Source organism: Arthrobacter parietis, assembly GCF_039530425.1.
GTDB lineage: Bacteria > Actinomycetota > Actinomycetes > Actinomycetales > Micrococcaceae > Arthrobacter_D > Arthrobacter_D parietis.
In genome coordinates, this window is record NZ_BAAAON010000001.1 from 224331 (window position 1) to 242363 (window position 18033).

The window sequence follows — 18033 nt, forward strand, 5'->3', positions numbered from 1 at the left end:
CGGTGGGAAACGAAAGGCAGCCGCACATCCTGTGTGAGGATGTGGTGCGCATCTTCAAGGGTGAGGGCATCGAGGTGCAGGCGCTTCAGGGGCTCAACCTGACGGTCATGCCGGGTGAGATGACGGCTCTGGTCGGCGCGTCAGGTTCTGGGAAGTCGACTCTGCTGACCATCCTGTCCGGCCTGGACCGTCCGTCCGCCGGGAAGGCGCAGGTGGCGGGCGTGGATCTGCTGGGGCTCAGCCGCAAGGAGCGTTCGCGGTATCAGCGGGAGACGGTCGGGTTCATCTGGCAGCAGACGCCACGGAACCTGTTGCCCTACCTCACCGCTGCAGAGAACGTGGCGCTGCCCATGGCCATCACCCGCCGGAAGGATGCCGACACTCGGGTGGCTTCGCTGCTCGAGCTGGCCGGGGTGGCGCATTGCCGGAACCGCAAGCCGCAGGAAATGTCCGGCGGGGAGCAGCAGCGGGTGGCTCTCGCCGTCGCGCTGTCGAATGAGCCGAAGGTGATCCTGGCGGATGAGCCGACCGGCGAGCTGGACGAGCACACCTCCGCGGAAGTGCTGGAGGCGATGCGACGGGTCAATGAGGAGCTGGGTACCACGACGCTGATTGTCACGCACGATCCCACCGTGTCCGAGCACGTAAAGCGCACGGTGCAGATCCGCGACGGCCGCTGCTCTACGGAGACTCTGCGCCGGACAGGCGTGAATAACGACGGCGATGAGCACCTGATTGCCGAGGAGTTCGCTGTGATTGATCGTGTGGGGCGGTTGCAGTTGCCGCAGGAGTTTATGGAGAGCCTGGATATGAAGGATCGTGTGCGGTTGGGGTTGGAGCCGGATCATGTGCGGGTGACGCCGGCTTCCGCTGATGGCCCTTCTGCTTCAGGTGCTTCCGAGGAGACACCATGAGTGCCGCTGCCCCCGCGTTGCGTGCGGAAGGCGTGACGAAGACATACGGCTCCGGTGAGAGCGCTGTGCATGCGTGCACGGATGTGTCGTTGTCGGTTGCGCCGGGTGAGCTGCTGGTGGTCAAGGGTCCGTCTGGTTCGGGCAAGACGACGCTGTTGAACTGTATCGGCGGGCTGGATGAACCCGATAGCGGGACGGTCTTCGTTGGGGATCTGGAGCTGACGGCGATGCGGGAGCAGGATCGGGTGACGTTGCGGCAGACGCATCTCGGGTTTGTATTTCAGTCGTTTGGGTTGATTCCCATCCTGACTGCTGCGGAGAACGTCGAGGTGCCAATGCGTCTGGTCGGTATGCCCGCTGCCGAGCGTCAGGCACGGGTGGATGAGCTGCTTGAGCTGGTGGGATTGGGGAAGCACCATCATCAGCGGCCGGCGGAGCTGTCGGGCGGCCAGCAGCAGCGTGTTGGGCTGGCTCGGGCACTGGCGAACCGGCCGAAGGTGTTGATTGCTGACGAACCCACCGGGCAGCTCGATAGCGTGACTGCCGGCACCATGATGGACCTCATCAGCGACCTCGTGCACAGTCATGAGGTGGCTGCGATTGTTTCCACCCACGACCCGCTACTGATGCAGCGTGCGGACCGGGTTCTGGAGCTGCACGACGGGCGGATTCTGGGGGCGGGCGGTCGGTCCGCCGCCCCTGTTTCAGCTCCTTCGAGTGCGTCGGAAATGATCGAAGTACCGGCCACCTACAGCGGTCGACGGCGCCGCAAATCCTGACGCTGGCGCAGGAAAAGCGCAGGATACACACATAAAAAGCTACCCCGGTTAGGGTTCGCTCAGGATTGGTTCAATCTTGGAGTTTTCGGGGATTTCCACTGCTACTTTTTTGGCAGAGCTGGCGATGGGCCAGCCGCCCATCTCGTACAGGAGAAACCCAAATGCTCGTAGCATTCCTGGCAGACGCCAAGTCCACCATCAAGGCCCGCACCAACCGCGACGAGACCGGCGCAACCGCCGTCGAGTACGGCATCATGGTTGCCCTCATTGCCATCGCAATCATCGTTGCTGTCACTTTGCTCGGCACGCAGCTTACTAACACATTCAAGGGTGCCGCGTGCACCATGTCAGGCAAGACGTTCACCGCTGCTGCGCCCGCTGTGCCCGCCTCAGGATCTACCCCAGCAGTCGCTGCGGTAGCCGAAGGCTGCGCCTAAAACTGATTGACGGGCCTGGGCGAGCACCGATGTTCCCCCAGGCCCGTTTTCTGTCAACGGATGAAAGGTGAACCTGGTGGTAGGAAACAGAGATCGGGGCGCGGTCGCAGTTGAAATGGCGTTGCTTCTTCCGGTGCTGGTCCTCCTGCTACTCGGCATCATGGAATTCGGTCGGGCGTACAACGCCCAAGTCACATTGACCAACGCAGCGCGCGACGGTGCGCGTGCCATGGCCATCACCAATGATCCGGTCAAAGCGCGAGCAGCCGCCACGGCTGCAGCTTCGACTCTGAAGCCCGAACTGACCCTTACCAATTTCAGTCCTGCTCCCACAGCCTGCCCGGCCAGCACGACAGGCACGACTACCACCAACACCACATTCGTCATTTCGTACCAGCTGCCTAGCCTCACTGGTATCGCTGGCCCCTTTACGATGACCGGCAAAGGAACCATGCGATGCGGCGGATGAACCAGAAGAGCGACGAGCGCGGTGCTGTTGCCGTCATCGTTGCCATCCTGTTGGTCGCGCTGCTTGGTTTCGCCGCAATCGCAGTGGATGTCGGGATGCTATACGCGGAAAAAGCCCAGCTGCGCAACGGTGCCGACGCGGCAGCCCTGAGCATCGCTCAAACCTGTGCGTATAACTCGGAAGACACCAAATGCAGTACGTCAATCATGTCAGGCTCTCTTGCGAAGCAAATGGTTGACGCGAACGCACTCGACAACCAAAGCAATCCCAGCAATGTCACGCTAAACAAAACTGCGGGGAAAGTGTCGGTAACGGCGGGTGCGCTTGAAGCAGGCACAACATCCAATAAGGTTTCACTCCTATTTGCCCGAGCTCTTGGTTTTGATGACGCTGAAGTGACAGTCACCTCCTCCGCCGCTTGGGGAAGTCCCATTGCAGGCGAGACTCCGTTTCCCATCGCCTTTTCGATCTGCCAAGTTCAAGGACACGTTGGAGGTGGTCTGCAGGTTCTGCAGAGCCACGGTTCGAATGCCAACCCGGACTGCAATTACGGTCCTTCAGGGCAAACCGTTCCCGGCGGGTTTGGCTGGCTGGCACCGGACCCCGGTAATTGCGGCGCCCTGATCGATATTGCTTTCGACGAAGCGGACAGCAATCCCGGGAATGCCGCACCAAGCAATTGCACCGCCACATTGGACAGGTGGAAGGCAGCTATAAACGCGGGCACCTACCCAATCGTGGTCCTGCCCGTGTTCTACAAAGTAACGGGAACCGGCAGCGGCGCCGTCTACGATCTCCAATCGTTCGCCGCCTATGAGGTCCACGGTTGGTACTTCAGTGGCGGAGGCAATTCCTTCCACAACACGGCGACCGACGTTGGCTCCGCCGCGTGCACAAACGATTGCCGTGGAATTGTCGGCAAGTTCGTCAAATATGTCTCACTCGCCGATGGCTACACAATGGGCGCACCCAACGTCAATGGCACCAATGTTGTTCAACTCACACTCGGAGCACCCTGATGAAGTCCCGCCTGATAGCCGGAATCGCCGCAATAGTCCTTGCCCTTGTCGGGGCCGTGATGGTGTTCAGCTACGCCAACCGCGCAGATGCCCGCGCAATACAGGAACTCGAGCCGGTTGATGTCCTCATTGTGCAGACCGCTGTGCCAGCCGGCACACCCGTAGCAGAACTGACCGCATCGGTAGCCACAACCCAACTTCCCGACGCATCTGTGGCAGATACTGCCCTCGCCAACCTTGACAGCTCTGCGGGGCTGGTTACAGCAGTAGACCTCGTGCCGGGTGAACATTTGATCACGGAACGACTCGTAAAGCCGGAAGATCTCGAAACCCCAGGGTCTGTAGAAGTGCCTGCCGGATTGCACGAGGTATCGATTCTTGTCGAACCGCAGCGTATCGCCGGGGGAAGGGTGGAGGCTGGTGACTTCGTTGGCGTCTTCGTATCAAAATCGGACAGCGGCATAGTAGCTGCGCCAGAAGAAGAATCCACTCAACTCCTGCTGCCGCGGGTGCTTATTTCGGCGGTCCAGCGCGCACCCGAACCAGCGCCAGCCGATCCCGAAGCGACAGAAGAAGACGCGGCAGCCGCTGCAGCCGCAGCGCTGCCAACCGGTTCCCTGATGGTGACTCTCGCTCTAACCCCGGATCAAGCATCACGCCTCGTCTTTGCTAGCGAATACGAGTCAATCTGGCTCAGCAAAGCTACAGTCGCCGAGAATGACGCTCCCCCGCTCATTGTCAAGGACGAGGAGCTGTACCGATGAGCCGCTTTCTCCTCATCACAGCGGACAACGCCTTCGAGCAGAAGGTCCGTCTGGCCACCGCTGCCGGCCTGCCCGGCGAAGTACTCGCGGTCAAGCCAGCGCTCCTGCCACAGCCCGGCGACCTGTTAGATCTGCTGTCAGTCCAGCAGCCTGAAGTCCTGATTCTCGGTCCGGGGATGGTTGTGGACGGTGCACTACGACTTGCAACCATCGTCGACGTTCGGTTCCCGAACCTCAGCATGGTGCTCGTCGCGCCGGAAGACTCCGGCGTCGCACTCGCCGCCATGCGGGCCGGTGTCCGCGATGTCGTCGACCCAACGGCTGACATTCCCAGTGTGCGTCTGCTGCTGGAGCGCGCCTGCCAGGCCTTCGCCAGCCGCCACCGTGCCGAGTTCGTTCAGTCTGTCGCCCCTGCCAAGCAGGAGCACGGGCTGGTCATCGGCGTCTTCTCACCGAAGGGTGGGGTCGGCAAGACAACCATCGCCTCCAATATCGCCGTCGGTCTCGGCAAGGTTGCTCCCATGGGCGTGGTCCTCGTAGACCTTGACCTGCAGTTCGGCGACGTGGCATCGAACCTATACCTCAACCCGGAGTACTCGGTCCGGGACGCGGTGTCCAGCTCAGCGAGTTCCGACACCATGGTGCTCAAGGCCTTTCTGACACCTCACCCCTCGGGTATCTATGCACTGTGCGCTCCCAGCAATCCGGCGGATGCCGACAGCATCTCTGCAGAACAGCTTGGCGCATTGATCAAGCAGCTCAGCGCTGAATTCCCGTACGTTGTCCTCGACACCGGCCCGGGACTGACCGAGCACAGCCTCGCTGCTCTGGAACAATCGACCGATGCGGTGTGGGTCACGGGCATGGATGTGCCCAGCGTCCGCGGCCTTCGGTCAGGCCTGGATATCCTCAACAAGCTCAATCTCATCCCCGAAACCCGTCATGTGGTCCTCAACTTTGCAGACTCCAAGACCGGCTTGTCTGTTCAGGACATTGAGGCAACCCTCGGCGCACCGGTCGACGTCTCGATTCCGCGTTCCCGGGCGCTGTCCCTCGCCACGAACCGCGGTGTTCCCCTGCTGCAGGAGGAAGTGCGCGACCCCGCCACCAAAAACCTCCACGGACTGGTCCAGCGCTTCACCCCGGAGTGGCGGCAGGGCAACCAGCGTAAAGCCCACCGGCGGGTCGTCATCCGATGAAACTTTCCGATCGTCTCAATCAAGCCAACGGGTCGACCCCTGCGGCAGCTCCCACGCCGACGGCTTCTGTCCTTGCGTCCGCTGCTACTGGCACCAGCGCGCACTCGGTGCCGACGCACGCCGCAGGTGAGGCGACCGAGCCGGTGTTCCAGGGCGCCGTCGTCGTCGGCTCCGGAACCTCCACCGGACCGGAAGCGCCGGTGGCCGCCCGCGTCGACGTCTTCGCCGGCATTAAACAGCGGGCAGCCGAAGCGCTGTATGAGCGAATGGGCGCTCGCTTCAGCGATTCAACCCTGAAGGAAGAGGACCTCCGCGCAGCCGCGCGCGAAGAGCTCAGCCAGGTCATCGACGCGGAGCAGGTGCCGCTGACTCCAGACGAGCGCCGGCGCCTGATTCAGGACGTCGCCGACGACGTCCTCGGATACGGACCACTCCAGCGACTACTCGACGACGAAGACATTACCGAGATCATGGTGAACCGCGCCGACCAGATTTACATCGAACGTCGCGGTCAGCTTGTGCTCGCCGACACCAGCTTCAAGTCCGAGGAGCACCTGCGCCGCGTCATCGAGCGCATCGTCTCCAAGGTAGGCCGCCGCATTGACGAGTCCTCGCCGTATGTTGACGCGCGTCTGGAGGACGGTTCGCGTGTGAACGCCGTCATTCCTCCGCTGGCTGTAAACGGATCCTCGCTAACCATCCGAAAGTTCAGCAAGACTCCACTGACGGTTCAGAACCTGATCAGCTTCGGAACCCTCACACCGGAGATGGCCGAGCTGCTTGACGCGTGCGTCAAGGCCAAGCTGAACATCATCGTCTCTGGTGGCACCGGCACGGGTAAGACGACGCTGCTCAATGTGCTGTCCTCGTTCCTTCCCCATGGCGACCGCATTGTCACCATCGAGGACGCTGTGGAACTGCAGATTCAGCAGCAGCATGTGGTGCGCCTCGAAAGTCGACCGCCCAATACAGAGGGCAAGGGCGCAGTCACCATCCGTGACCTCGTGCGCAACTCGCTGCGTATGCGCCCTGACCGCATTGTCATCGGTGAGGTCCGTGGCGGGGAATCGCTCGACATGCTGCAGGCCATGAACACCGGCCACGACGGCTCCCTTTCGACTGTGCACTCGAACTCGCCCCGCGACGCGATCGCCAGGCTCGAGACTCTTGTTCTCATGGCCGGCATGGATCTGCCACTACGAGCTATCCGCGAACAAATTGCTTCCGCTGTTCACCTGGTCATCCAGATTTCACGACTGCGTGACGGCACCCGCCGCATCACCCATGTCACCGAGGTACAGGGAATGGAGGGCGACGTAGTCACCCTCCAGGACGCCTTCGTCTTTGATTACTCCGCCGGCGTTGACTCCTCCGGACGCTTCCTTGGTAAGCCGATCCCCACCGGCATCCGACCGCGCTTCATGGAACGGTTCGAGGACCTGGGCATCACTGTGTCCCCCGCCGTGTTTGGTGCTGCGCTGATCGGGCAGAGGTAAGCCGATGACGCTGCTGTTCCTGTATGGTGCGGGGCTGTGCCTCGCAGCTCTCGGCCTCCTGCTCTTCGCCACTCGTCCTGCACAGTCAGCAGTTCCGCTGGACCGCCGTCGTCCGCCGGTGGAGGAGTCGGACTCCCAGCTCAGCAAGTTCGCCGGATCCGCCGTCCGTGCCATGGAACGTTTCCTCAAGAAGCGCCCGCAGAGACTGTACCGGCCGGAGCTCCTGGAAACGGCCGGCGTACGGCTCACTCAGGCCGACATGTTCCTGCTCGTCGTCACCGGCGGCATCGCCGGGTTGGCGCTCGGCCTGCTGGTGGGTGGTCCACTGCTGGGCATTCTCTTCTTCCTGCTAGCTCCGGTTGTCGCTCATGTCGCCCTGATCTTTCGGATCGCCCGTCGGCGCTCCAAGTTTGATGCCCAGCTCGGTGACACCCTTCAGCTCCTCACAGGCGGTCTGCGCGCGGGGCACAGCATCTTGCGGGCCATTGATGCTGCCGCCATTGAAGCTGACGCACCTACCTCAGATGAGATGCGGCGGGTGGTCACTGAAACCAGTCTGGGCAAGGATCTCCTCGCCTCCCTGACGGACACCTCCAAGCGCATGGAAAGTGAAGACTTCGCGTGGATCGCGCAGGCAATCCAGATCAACCGTGAAGTCGGCGGCGACCTTGCTGATGTCCTCGATCAGGTTGGTGCCACCATCCGTGAGCGCAGCGAAATCAAGGGACAGATCCGGGCATTGGCGGCAGAAGGCAAGTTTTCGGCGTACATCCTCGTAGCGCTTCCGTTCGCCATCGGCGGCATGCTCACGGTGGTCAGCCCGGGCTATATCAACCCGCTGTTTGAGAATCCGCTCGGCTGGGTCATGATCGGCGCTTCCGTGGTCATGATGACCATCGGCTGCCTGTGGCTCCGCAAAATCATCGATCTGAAGTTCTAGGAGGCCGGCGTGAATCCAGTGTTGTTGACATCCCTGTTCCTCGTCGCTGCGCCCCTGGGCTATCTGGGGTGGGCTTTGCTCACTCCCGGTAACAAGACCTACAAGACGATCCAGGCGAACCTTAGCCGCGGACTCCATGCTGCGGACGATGTTCAGAAGACTTCCTCCGGCTCTCTGGCGCGCCTCGGTTATAGGCTCACGCCGTCCTCGTACGTGGAGAAGCTGGACAAGCTCCTCGCGTTGGCCGGAAGACCGGCGTCCATGCCGCTCGGCAAGGTACTCGGGGCGAAGCCGGCACTCTGCCTGGTGGGAGCCGGACTCGGCTACCTCATGGCAAGCGCTGCCCAGAAGCCCATGATCACGATGCTGGCGCTCTTCGTGACTGTCCTCGCCTACTTCATCCCAGACCTTCTGCTCTACAGCAAGGGCCAGGAACGGCAGAAGGCCATGCAATTGGAACTCGCGAACACGCTGGACCAGATGCTCATCTCGGTAGAGGCCGGCCTCGGGTTCGAAAGCGCAATGCAGCGCGCAGGCGAAACCGGTAAGGGCCCTCTCGCAGAGGAACTGGTCCGGACCCTTCAGGACATGCAGGTGGGGCGCAGCAGACGCGAATCCTACCTCGCCCTCGCAGACCGCACCAGCATCCCTGAACTGCGCAGCTTCGTGAAAGCCATTGTGCAGGCTGACGCGTACGGCATCGCCCTGAGCGGCGTGCTCCGCACGCAGGCCAAGGTGATGCGGGTGAAGCGGCGCCAACGTGCCGAGGAAAAGGCAATGAAACTGCCGGTCACGGTACTTTTTCCGCTGCTCTTCTTCATCTTCCCGGTGCTGTTCATCATCATTCTCGGACCCGCAGTCATTAACGCAATCGCGACGTTCAGCGGTTCGTAACCCCAAGCTTCAAATCCAGTTAGTACGCAAGCCGAAGAATTCCGCAATGTTTGCACAGCATCATGCAATTCCCGCTTTTCTCCCATTTTGTGAAAGTAGCGTTAGCCCATGGCCCTCTCCCGCCCCAGCGCAGATGACGACGACGCAGAGTCCCTGCGCGCCGTCGGCGCTGAGCCGCGGAGAGCCCCAGGCGGCAGCCACCGTGTAGACAGGACACCTCTCGTGGATCCCAACGTGCTCCATGACCTCGAGGATCAGCTCGACAGCCCCGCCGCCGCCCGGGCGTTTGTGCGCGACTACGTTGCCGTCTGGGACGAACGCGACCTACGAATCTCCTCCGCCATTGCGCGCCGGAACCAGGCCGCCTCACTCGACGCCGTGCTCAGCCTGAAGATCACGTCCACCATGGTTGGAGCCACCCAGCTTGTCACGCTGGCAAGCGCGCTGGAAAAACTGCTCCGTGAGGGCAAACTGGAAGAGGCTGAGGCTGCACTCCCACATGTTCACCGATGCGGAGTACGCACCATGCGTGAGCTAAGACTGCTGCACCTCAACAAGCCGTAAGAATTAAGCCCTGAAAACTCAGTCCACGCGCCGGGGCACCAGCCGGTAGCCCACACCCCGCACGGTCATCAGCCAGCGGGGACTTCGCGAGTCCTCCCCCAGCTTTCGGCGCAGGTTTCCGATGTGAACCTCAATGGCCCGCTCATCGGCTTCGCTGATATACGTATCCGTCCGGTAGTACTGCCCCCGCACCACGCGCACCAGGTCACCCTTGGTCCGCACAGCGCCGGAGCTGCGCAGCAACTCGTGCAGCAGATCGAACTCGCTCCGGGTCAGCACCAGTTCCTCACCGCGAACGGTGACGGTGCGCGTGTCCTTGTCCAGCTCGAGGCCGTTGTGCCGCAGCACTGAATCCGGACGTGGCGGAAGGTTTGGCTCCTCAGCGGCGGGCGCCGTCGTCGTCGTTGGCTGTTCCTCGCTGAGTCCGCCGCGCGGCCTGCGCAGCATTGCGGCGATGCGCGCCCGCAGTTCACGCGGGCGGAAGGGTTTGGTGACGAAGTCATCGGCGCCGGACTGCAGCGCGGTCAGAGTGTCAATCTCCTCGTTATGCGCGGTCAGCATGATCACGTAGCAGTCGCTGAGACCGCGGATGCGGCGAAGCACCTCGTAGCCGTCAATGTCCGGAAGCCCTACGTCGAGGGTAACCAGCGTCGGGTTATGCTCCTTGACCGCTGCCACGCCATCGCGGCCCTCAGCAGCGGTATGGACAACGAATCCCGATTGCGTGAGCACCGTGCTCACAAGGTTGCGAACGTCGAGATCATCCTCGACGACTACCGCCACACCTGGATCTGGCACTATCTCCTCCTGGCCCCGACAGAACTGTGGTTGTTCAGTTCATCACAAAAGGACGAAACACCGCGACGAGCAGTGAACCGCCGCAACGTGCTACACAGCATACGCGTGCAAAGGTGTTTACGGTCACAATATCGGAACTTTGTGAACCGGTTAGGAGTTATGGTCCTTCTGCTGTATCAAGTGGCCACATAATGGATGGTATGTCCTGGTCTCGGAGGCATGTCCCTACTGTTCTGTGTGCGCGCGCCAAGGCGGCACCGTGAGCGATCGCGTGATGTTCCTGAAAGTGAAGCGCGCCTACTCGAACCTGCAATTCCGCACTCGGGTAGGGCTTTGCGAGCTGCCCCTGGCGCTCCTGGTGGCCGTCATTGCCATCATCGCTGCCATCGTGGCACCCTCCCTACTGGTAGATCCCCTGTTCCTTGGTGGGCTCCTCCTGCACGCGGGCCTGCTGGCGGCGGCCTTCCTGGCTCCATGGGAGAAGTTCCGCGAGGGTTCCTACGTAGCCATCCCGCTGCTGGACTTCGTGGCCATCTCGCTGACCCGCAATGGCGCAGCTGAGGTGCTTCCGGGCCTGAGCCTCCTGGCCATTTTCCCGGTGATCTGGCTGTCTGCGTCCGGGATGAAGCCGTCACTGAGCCTGCTGTCCAGCTTCGCAGGCCCGTTCCTCATCCTCGGCGTTGCTCCCCTGCTGGGGCTCGCGCCGCTGAGCCAGGTCGGCACGGCCGTGCTGCTGAGTGTGGCCATGGCTACGGTGTGGACCTCGCTGCGCTTCGCAAGCATGAACTCCGTCTACAGCCAGCGCAAACTCGAAGCATCGAAGGCCGAGGTAGACCGCCTCCAGGGTGAAAACAACGAGCGCGAGCTGCTCCTCGAAGCCATCCTCGACACAATCGACGTCGGCCTCGTAGCCCTCGACGCCAGCGGCAACCGCACCCACACCAACCGCCAGCAGCGCTCCTATGACCTCCTCGTCCAGGCAGGCAATACCAACGACGACGGCGCCAGCCACCTTTACGCTGCGGACAAATCCACTCCCGTGGCGACCGCCCGGTATCCCGTGCAGCGGGCCGCAGCCGGCGAGACGTTCGCCAACTATCTGGTGTGGCTCGGGCCGAAGGACAACCAGCGCGCCGTCTCTACGGCCGCGACGGCCATGAAAGACGGCGACGGCCGGTTCACCGGATCCGTGATCGTCTCCAACGACGTGACGGACATGGTGGAGGCCCTGAGCGCCAAAGAGGACTTCGTGTCCAACGTGTCGCACGAACTCTGGACGCCGCTCACCTCGATCATCGGGCATCTTGACCTGGTGCTCGACGACGATCACGACCTCCCGCAAAACGTCACCCACCAGCTCTGCGTTGCCCGCCGCAACGCGGAACGGCTGTACGCGCTGGTGTCCAACCTGCTTGCCTCCGCGTCCGGCGCCGCAAGCGTCCATCTGCGGCCAACCGATCTCACCGGCCTCGTTGAGCACAGCATCGAATCGGCGTGGCCGCAGACCGCAGGCACCGGAGTGACCCTCAAGGCGGATGTTCCCGACATCCTGTGGACCACGTCGGATCCGCTGCGGATCCGCCAGGTGCTGGATAACCTCATTTCCAACGCCATCAAATACTCGCCCGACGGCGGCACGGTCACCGTACGCGCACGGCAGCACAGCGACGCGGCTCTGCTCGAAGTGCAGGACACCGGCATCGGGATGTCGCCGAATGAGACCACACAGATTTTCGGCAAGTTCTTCCGCACTGCTGCGGCCCGGGAGTCGTCCATTCCGGGCGTGGGGCTTGGCCTATCCATCACCAAGGCGATCGTCGACAGCCACGGCGGGACCATCCGGTGCAGCAGTCAGCCAGGTGCCGGAACCACGTTTACGGTGACCCTGCCGCTCCACCGGTCGGAGCAGAACTAGCTTCTTCGGGGCCTACTCTTCGGAGCCTTCCGTGCCGGGCTGGGTTGTCTTGGCGGCTGTGTTTGGGCGTCGGGCGGTTTTGTCAGTGGCGGGTGATGGAATGTTTTCATGGCGGGGAAGCGTTCGGGTTGGGTGTCTGAGGAGACGGCGTTGTGGGCGTCGGATTCGGTCATGGGCCCGTTAGCTGGGCAGTTGTCGCATCATCCGGTAACCAAGCGGGATCTTGTGGCGTCGCTTGAGTGTGTGGAGGAACTCGCTACGTTGCGGGCCTGGGTCGATGCGCAGGAAGCGAAGCTGCTGACCCACATAGCCGAGCTCACTGTAGGGTCCCTCATGGAAGACGGATACGGCACCCTTGTTGCGCAGGAGTACGGGGAAAGCCTCGCGGCCGCTGAGATCGGGCCGGTACTGCGGATCCCGGACGCCTCGGCCGGGAAGCTGATTGAGCAGTCGAAGCTGCTGGTGAACTTCTTTCCCGCCACCGTCGAAGCGCTGCAACTCGGGAAGATCTCCCGCCGGCACGCGTTGACTGTGGCGCAGGAAAGCTGCGGTGTTCCCGAGCAGGAGATCCCGGACTTCGAGGAGCAACTCCTCGAAATTGCACGGGGAACAACGGTGGCGAAGCTGTCCAACCGTGCCCGGCGGCTGCGTGAACTGATGCACCCCGAAGCCCTGACCGTACGGCGGGAAAAGAAAATCCGTGAACGTTCCGTCGCCGTGGATCCCGCCAGCGACGGCATGGCGTGGTTGAGCGCCTACCTGCCCGCCGAGGAAGCGTATGGGATCATGCACCGGATCGACGGCACCGCCCGGACCTTGAACGGCCCGGACGAGCCGCGGACGCTTGGTCAGTTGCGGGCAGATATTTTCTCGGACCTGCTCACCCACACCTGTGCCACCGACCCGACGACCACCACAGCGAACCGCCAGCCCGCTTTGGGGTCCGGTTCCTCCTCCGGACCAAGTGCCGGGGCCTCCTCCGTGCCTTTTCCTGGGTCCTCTGCCGGGTCCTCTGGCGGTTCTTCCTCTGATGGGTATCGCGGTGTGGCTGCGCGGGTGTTCGTCACCGTGCCGGTGATGACCCTGCTCGGCGGGAATGAGCCCGCCGAACTCGACGGATATGGGCCCATCGATCCGGACACGGCCCGGAAGCTTGCCGGCCACGCGCCGTCATTCACACGGCTGCTGACCCACCCGGAAAGCGGAGCGGTCCTCTCGGTTGGCAGGACCAGGTACAAACCACCCAAAGACCTGCAGGACTGGGTACGGGTGCGGGACAAGACCTGCCGACATCCCGGCTGCAACCGGACAGCGGTACGGTGCGAAATCGACCACACAACACCATGGTCCCAGGGCGGAGAAACCTGCGCAGACAACCTCGGGGCGTTTTGTAAACGCCATCACCTGTTCAAAACCATGGGTTTCTGGAAACACCGGCAACCGGTCGAAGGCACCATTGTGTCCACCTCCCTCACCGGAAGGACCTACACCACCCACCCCGAGCCGATCCACGCCCAAGCACAGGCACCGCCCTTCTAACGGAACGGCCACGTGCGCCGGCCGGAGCGTGACCGCCCTTCTAACGGAACGGCCGCGTGCGCGACCAGGCGAGGCGCCGCCGACCCCTCGGTCTTGCGCTGCCAGCTGGTCAGGCATCGCCCCGAACGTGATCACGCTTCGCCCGCGTGAGCTCCGCACGCAAGGCCAGCTCGGCGGCGTCGTCCGGGTATCGCACTTCCTCAAGCACCAACGGATGCGCCGGAGCGAGGACAGAACGCGAGTCCTTCTGACGGGAACGCAGCCGCTCCCCCATCCACTCCGGCGGTTCCTCACCACTTCCCACCCGCAGTGCGCCACCGATCAGCGCACGCACCATGTTGTGGCAGAAGGCATCGGCCTGGATGGTTGCGCGAAGAACACCATCCGGTTCCCGCTCAAACTCGAATCGCTGCAGCTCCCGAACAGTCGTGGCACCCACCCGGGGCTTGCAGAATGCCCGGAAGTCCTGAAGCCCCAGCAATGGCCGGGCCCCCTCGTTCAGCAAGCCCTCGTCCAGTTCCTCCGAGTGCCACAGCACAGTGCTGCGGTGCAACGGATCCTGATTGTCAAGACGATCAGCGATCCGGTAGCTATACCGGCGCCACAACGCCGAGAACCGCGCATCGAAGCCCGCCGGAGCAAGCCGCACAGCGCGCACCACAACGGGTGACGCCGGATTGCTCGCATAGGCGGTACGCGCGGCAGCGCCGGGCGGCAGGTAGCGGTTCACGGTGGCCTGCAGGCGACGCTTCAGGGCCAACGCGGGATCGATGTCCCGGCCCCGGCTCAACGCAAACCACTCCCCCGGCTCGAGATCGATGTGGATCACCTGACCGCGTGCGTGCACGCCCGCATCAGTCCGGCCGGCAACGGTCAGGCGCACGCGTCTCCGAAAAAGTAACCCCAGACCCGATTCCACTGTGCCCTGAACTGTTGGCAGACCAGGCTGGACAGCCCAACCGGAGAACGGACCGCCGTCGTACGCTAAATCGATCCGAACACGCAAATGCCCGCCATCCACGGACGGGATGACGGGCATTTGTTCGTTCATGTGTTCAGCAGAGCAGAAGAACTACTTCTTCTCGTCTGCTTCCGGCACGGAGCCTTCTTCAACAACAACGGTCTCCTCGGCGTCGCCCTCAGAGGCGCTTACCGTGGTGTCCTCTGCCGCAACCTCGTCAGCCGAAGCTGCCGAGGGTGCCGATTCAGCGGACTCTGCGGACTCAGCCGATTCCGGTGAATCTGCGGACTCAGCCGACGCTACGGGTGCAGCAGCTGCAGCGTCGCGGGCAGCGGCGTTACCGGCAGCCTGCTCAGCCTCGCCGACCACTGCCTGCTTGGCGGAAACTGACTCCAGCACCAGCTCGATGACAGCCATGGGAGCGTTGTCGCCCTTGCGGTTGCCGATCTTGGTGATGCGGGTGTAGCCACCGTTGCGGTTAGCAACAGCCGGGGCGATGTCCGTGAACAGCTCGTGGACGATACCCTTGCTGCTGATGACAGCCAGGACACGACGGCGTGAGGCCAGGTCACCCTTCTTGGCGAAGGTGATCAGGCGCTCGGCGTAGGGGCGAAGCCGCTTTGCCTTGGTCACCGTGGTGGTGATGCGCTTGTGCTCGAACAGCGAGGCGGCCAGGTTGGCGAGCATCAGGCGCTCGTGCGCCGGACCGCCACCGAGGCGTGGGCCCTTTGTGGGTGTGGGCATGATGTGTTATCTCCTCATAAATGTGCCCGAGGCCGCATCCTAAAGCGGCACCAGGTTTCTAACGTTTAGAGTGCTTCGTCGCCGTAGGCGTCGTCGTCCTCTTCAATCGCAGCGGCGCGGGCTGCAAGGTCAAACCCTGGAGGGGAATCCTTCAGGGACAGACCCAGGTCAACCAGCTTTGCCTTGACCTCATCAATGGACTTGGCACCGAAGTTGCGGATGTCCATCAGGTCAGCCTCGGAGCGTGCAACGAGTTCACCCACGGTGTGGATGCCCTCACGCTTGAGGCAGTTGTAGGAACGAACTGTCAGTTCGAGATCCTCGATCGGAAGGGCCATGTCAGCGGCGAGAGCGGCGTCGCTGGGCGAAGGGCCAATCTCGATGCCTTCAGCGGCGGTGTTCAGCTCGCGGGCGAGGCCGAACAGTTCAACCAGGGTGGTACCTGCCGAAGCAACGGCATCGCGCGGAGCGATAGCGTCCTTGGTTTCGACGTCTACGATCAGGCGGTCGAAGTCGGTGCGCTGCTCAACACGGGTGGCTTCCACGCGGAAGGTCACCTTCAGGACCGGCGAGTAGATCGAGTCAACCGGAATGCGGCCGATCTCGGAGTCACCGGACTTGTTCTGCGAAGCAGAGACATAACCGCGGCCACGCTCGATGGTCAGTTCAAGCTCGAACTTGCCCTTCGAGTTCAGGGTTGCGATGTGCAGGTCCGGGTTGTGGAACTCCACACCGGCCGGCGGAGCGATGTCAGCTGCAGTGACGACGCCGGGGCCCTGCTTGCGCAGGTAGGCAACCACGGGCTCGTCATGCTCGGAGGACACCGCCAGGTTCTTGACGTTCAGGATGATCTCAGTGACATCTTCCTTCACACCGGGAACGGTGGTGAACTCGTGCAGCACGCCGTCGAGCCGGATGCTGGTGACAGCTGCTCCGGGAATCGAGGACAGGAGCGTACGGCGAAGCGAGTTGCCGAGGGTGTAGCCGAAACCGGGCTCCAGCGGTTCGATGACGAACCGCGAACGGTTGTCAGCGACTACTTCTTCAGTCAGGGTGGGGCGCTGTGCAATGAGCACTTACATTTCCTTTCAGGGAGCATCCGCTATATGACGCAACACAAATGGTGGAAAGGGAAAGCTAGAGAGCGGAACTCAGTAGCTAAACGACAGTCAGCCCCAAGCCGCCCACACTTCCGGTGAAGCGCGGGCGAGCCTGGAGCCAAGGGAGCTACTTAGACGCGGCGGCGCTTCGGCGGGCGGCAGCCGTTGTGGGCGCTGGGGGTAACGTCCTGGATGGAGCCAACCTCAAGGCCGGCAGCCTGCAGCGAGCGGATCGCGGTCTCGCGTCCGGATCCCGGACCCTTCACGAATACGTCGACCTTACGGACGCCGTGCTCCTGGGCGCGCTTTGCAGCGGCCTCGGCAGCGGTCTGCGCAGCGTAGGGGGTGGACTTGCGTGAGCCCTTGAATCCGACCTCGCCAGCCGAAGCCCAGGAGATAACAGCTCCGCTGGGATCGGTGATCGAGACGATGGTGTTGTTGAACGTGCTCTTGATATGCGCCTGACCGAAGGCGATATTCTTTTTGTCCTTGCGACGCGGCTTACGCACCGCTCCACGAGTCTTGGGGGGCATTACTTCTCCTACGAAGGTTTTGGGTGGTGGCTATGGGCAACCGCTAGAACTAGCGGCCGGCCTTCTTCTTGCCTGCGACGGTGCGTTTGGGGCCCTTACGGGTACGCGCGTTGGTCTTGGTGCGCTGTCCACGCACAGGAAGGCCGCGGCGGTGCCGGATGCCTTCGTAGCTGCCGATCTCCACCTTGCGGCGGATGTCTGCAGCTACCTCACGGCGGAGGTCACCCTCGACCTTGTAGTTGCCTTCAATGTAATCGCGGAGCTGTACGAGCTCAGCGTCAGAAAGATCCTTCACTCGGGTTTCCGGGTTGATCCCGGTCTCTGCGAGCGTCTGATCTGCACGGGTCTTGCCCACGCCGTAGATGTAGGTAAGCGCAATGACAACCCGCTTTTCGCGGGGAATGTCTACGCCAGCGAGACGTGCCATAGTGGCGGTTCTCCTTTTGATGACCGGAGGTCTGAAACAGTGCGGCCCGGATGATCTCCGGTCCCCGGCCTCCGTGCCGGGGGTGTGGGCTTACCTGGTAGGGCTTGCCCTGCACTGCTTTTTATTGTGGTGTTACTACGCGTGGGTGACCCTCAAAAGAGAGGATTCAGCCCTGGCGCTGCTTGTGGCGCGGGTTTTCGCAGATTACGAGTACGTTGCCCTTGCGGCGAACCACCTGGCACTTATCGCAAATCCGCTTCACGCTCGGCTGGACCTTCATGGTTATCCTTTGCGTTCGTTCTTATTTGTAGCGGTAGACAATACGACCCCTGGTGAGGTCGTAAGGGCTAAGCTCCACTACCACCCGGTCCTCGGGGAGGATTCGAATGTAGTGCTGACGCATCTTTCCCGAGATGTGGGCTAGAACAATGTGTCCGTTGGCCAGCTCAACGCGGAACATCGCGTTGGGCAGAGCCTCGTTCACAGTGCCTTCAATCTCAATGACACCGTCTTTCTTGGCCATATCCTCCGCTAACTTCTG

General features: G+C 62.4%; 21 protein-coding genes. 13 read left to right on the plus strand and 8 right to left on the minus strand.

The window, feature by feature from the left end; all coding sequences use genetic code 11:
• Positions 1-2 precede the first annotated feature (2 nt).
• The 11 genes from ABFX19_RS00995 to ABFX19_RS01045 all read left to right on the plus strand — a co-directional run bounded on the left by ABFX19_RS00995 (position 3) and on the right by ABFX19_RS01045 (position 9475).
• Entirely contained in the window at positions 3-914 is a 912-nt protein-coding gene (locus tag ABFX19_RS00995) for an ABC transporter ATP-binding protein (RefSeq protein WP_346027181.1), read from the plus strand.
• Positions 911-1693 carry an ABC transporter ATP-binding protein gene (locus ABFX19_RS01000; protein WP_346027182.1) on the plus strand — a complete coding sequence of 261 codons (783 nt, stop codon included), beginning with the start codon at positions 911-913 and terminating at the stop codon, positions 1691-1693. Before ABFX19_RS00995 ends, ABFX19_RS01000 begins: the two co-directional genes overlap by 4 nt.
• A 161-nt stretch (positions 1694-1854) precedes the next feature.
• Positions 1855-2130 (plus strand): Flp family type IVb pilin, encoded by a 276-nt coding sequence (locus tag ABFX19_RS01005; protein ID WP_346027183.1) that lies wholly within the window; start codon positions 1855-1857, stop codon positions 2128-2130.
• A gap of 115 nt (positions 2131-2245) precedes the next feature.
• Entirely contained in the window at positions 2246-2599 is a 354-nt protein-coding gene (locus ABFX19_RS01010; RefSeq protein WP_428831019.1) for a TadE family protein, read from the plus strand.
• On the plus strand, positions 2587-3618 hold the full coding sequence (locus tag ABFX19_RS01015) for a pilus assembly protein TadG-related protein (protein ID WP_346027185.1): 1032 nt from the start codon (positions 2587-2589) through the stop codon (positions 3616-3618). Before ABFX19_RS01010 ends, ABFX19_RS01015 begins: the two co-directional genes overlap by 13 nt.
• Complete coding sequence (gene cpaB, locus ABFX19_RS01020; protein ID WP_346027186.1) at positions 3618-4382, plus strand: Flp pilus assembly protein CpaB; 765 nt, start codon at positions 3618-3620, stop codon at positions 4380-4382. The genes ABFX19_RS01015 and cpaB overlap by 1 nt, the downstream gene beginning before the upstream one ends.
• Complete coding sequence (locus ABFX19_RS01025; RefSeq protein WP_346027187.1) at positions 4379-5581, plus strand: CpaE/TadZ family protein; 1203 nt, start codon at positions 4379-4381, stop codon at positions 5579-5581. Before cpaB ends, ABFX19_RS01025 begins: the two co-directional genes overlap by 4 nt.
• On the plus strand, positions 5578-7077 hold the full coding sequence (locus ABFX19_RS01030) for a TadA family conjugal transfer-associated ATPase (RefSeq protein WP_346027188.1): 1500 nt from the start codon (positions 5578-5580) through the stop codon (positions 7075-7077). Before ABFX19_RS01025 ends, ABFX19_RS01030 begins: the two co-directional genes overlap by 4 nt.
• 10 nt (positions 7078-7087) lie before the next feature.
• Positions 7088-8017: a type II secretion system F family protein gene (locus tag ABFX19_RS01035; protein ID WP_346028016.1), complete on the plus strand. Its 930-nt coding sequence runs from the start codon at positions 7088-7090 to the stop codon at positions 8015-8017.
• 9 nt (positions 8018-8026) lie between these two features.
• The gene (locus tag ABFX19_RS01040) at positions 8027-8911 is read left to right on the plus strand and encodes a type II secretion system F family protein (protein WP_346027189.1); all 885 of its coding nucleotides are present in this window, start codon (positions 8027-8029) and stop codon (positions 8909-8911) included.
• Positions 8912-9019: 108 nt separating this feature from the next.
• Positions 9020-9475 carry an Hpt domain-containing protein gene (locus ABFX19_RS01045; RefSeq protein ID WP_277359588.1) on the plus strand — a complete coding sequence of 152 codons (456 nt, stop codon included), beginning with the start codon at positions 9020-9022 and terminating at the stop codon, positions 9473-9475.
• A gap of 18 nt (positions 9476-9493) precedes the next feature.
• Here the strand turns inward: ABFX19_RS01045 and ABFX19_RS01050 are convergent, their stop codons facing one another.
• Positions 9494-10273, minus strand: coding sequence for a response regulator transcription factor (locus tag ABFX19_RS01050; RefSeq protein WP_277359589.1), 780 nt, complete (start codon positions 10271-10273; stop codon positions 9494-9496).
• Positions 10274-10532: 259 nt separating this feature from the next.
• Here ABFX19_RS01050 and ABFX19_RS01055 point away from each other — a divergent pair, with 259 nt between their 5' ends.
• The gene (locus ABFX19_RS01055; RefSeq protein WP_346027190.1) at positions 10533-12188 is read left to right on the plus strand and encodes a sensor histidine kinase; all 1656 of its coding nucleotides are present in this window, start codon (positions 10533-10535) and stop codon (positions 12186-12188) included.
• 108 nt (positions 12189-12296) lie between these two features.
• Positions 12297-13727 carry an HNH endonuclease gene (locus tag ABFX19_RS01060; RefSeq protein ID WP_346027191.1) on the plus strand — a complete coding sequence of 477 codons (1431 nt, stop codon included), beginning with the start codon at positions 12297-12299 and terminating at the stop codon, positions 13725-13727.
• Between the two features lie 109 nt (positions 13728-13836).
• Here the strand turns inward: ABFX19_RS01060 and ABFX19_RS01065 are convergent, their stop codons facing one another.
• From ABFX19_RS01065 to infA, 7 genes are all read right to left on the minus strand, one after another.
• The gene (locus ABFX19_RS01065; RefSeq protein WP_346027192.1) at positions 13837-14778 is read right to left on the minus strand and encodes a tRNA pseudouridine synthase A; all 942 of its coding nucleotides are present in this window, start codon (positions 14776-14778) and stop codon (positions 13837-13839) included.
• A 21-nt stretch (positions 14779-14799) separates the two neighbouring features.
• Positions 14800-15432 (minus strand): 50S ribosomal protein L17, encoded by a 633-nt coding sequence (gene rplQ / locus ABFX19_RS01070; RefSeq protein ID WP_346027193.1) that lies wholly within the window; start codon positions 15430-15432, stop codon positions 14800-14802.
• 65 nt (positions 15433-15497) lie between these two features.
• Positions 15498-16508: a DNA-directed RNA polymerase subunit alpha gene (locus ABFX19_RS01075; RefSeq protein ID WP_056544066.1), complete on the minus strand. Its 1011-nt coding sequence runs from the start codon at positions 16506-16508 to the stop codon at positions 15498-15500.
• Between the two features lie 155 nt (positions 16509-16663).
• On the minus strand, positions 16664-17065 hold the full coding sequence (rpsK, locus tag ABFX19_RS01080) for a 30S ribosomal protein S11 (RefSeq protein ID WP_026545640.1): 402 nt from the start codon (positions 17063-17065) through the stop codon (positions 16664-16666).
• 49 nt (positions 17066-17114) lie between these two features.
• Entirely contained in the window at positions 17115-17492 is a 378-nt protein-coding gene (rpsM, locus tag ABFX19_RS01085) for a 30S ribosomal protein S13 (protein ID WP_056544063.1), read from the minus strand.
• A gap of 166 nt (positions 17493-17658) precedes the next feature.
• Entirely contained in the window at positions 17659-17772 is a 114-nt protein-coding gene (gene rpmJ / locus ABFX19_RS01090; RefSeq protein ID WP_024475611.1) for a 50S ribosomal protein L36, read from the minus strand.
• Positions 17773-17793: 21 nt separating this feature from the next.
• Complete coding sequence (infA, locus tag ABFX19_RS01095) at positions 17794-18015, minus strand: translation initiation factor IF-1 (RefSeq protein WP_019481515.1); 222 nt, start codon at positions 18013-18015, stop codon at positions 17794-17796.
• Between the last annotated feature and the right edge of the window lie 18 nt (positions 18016-18033).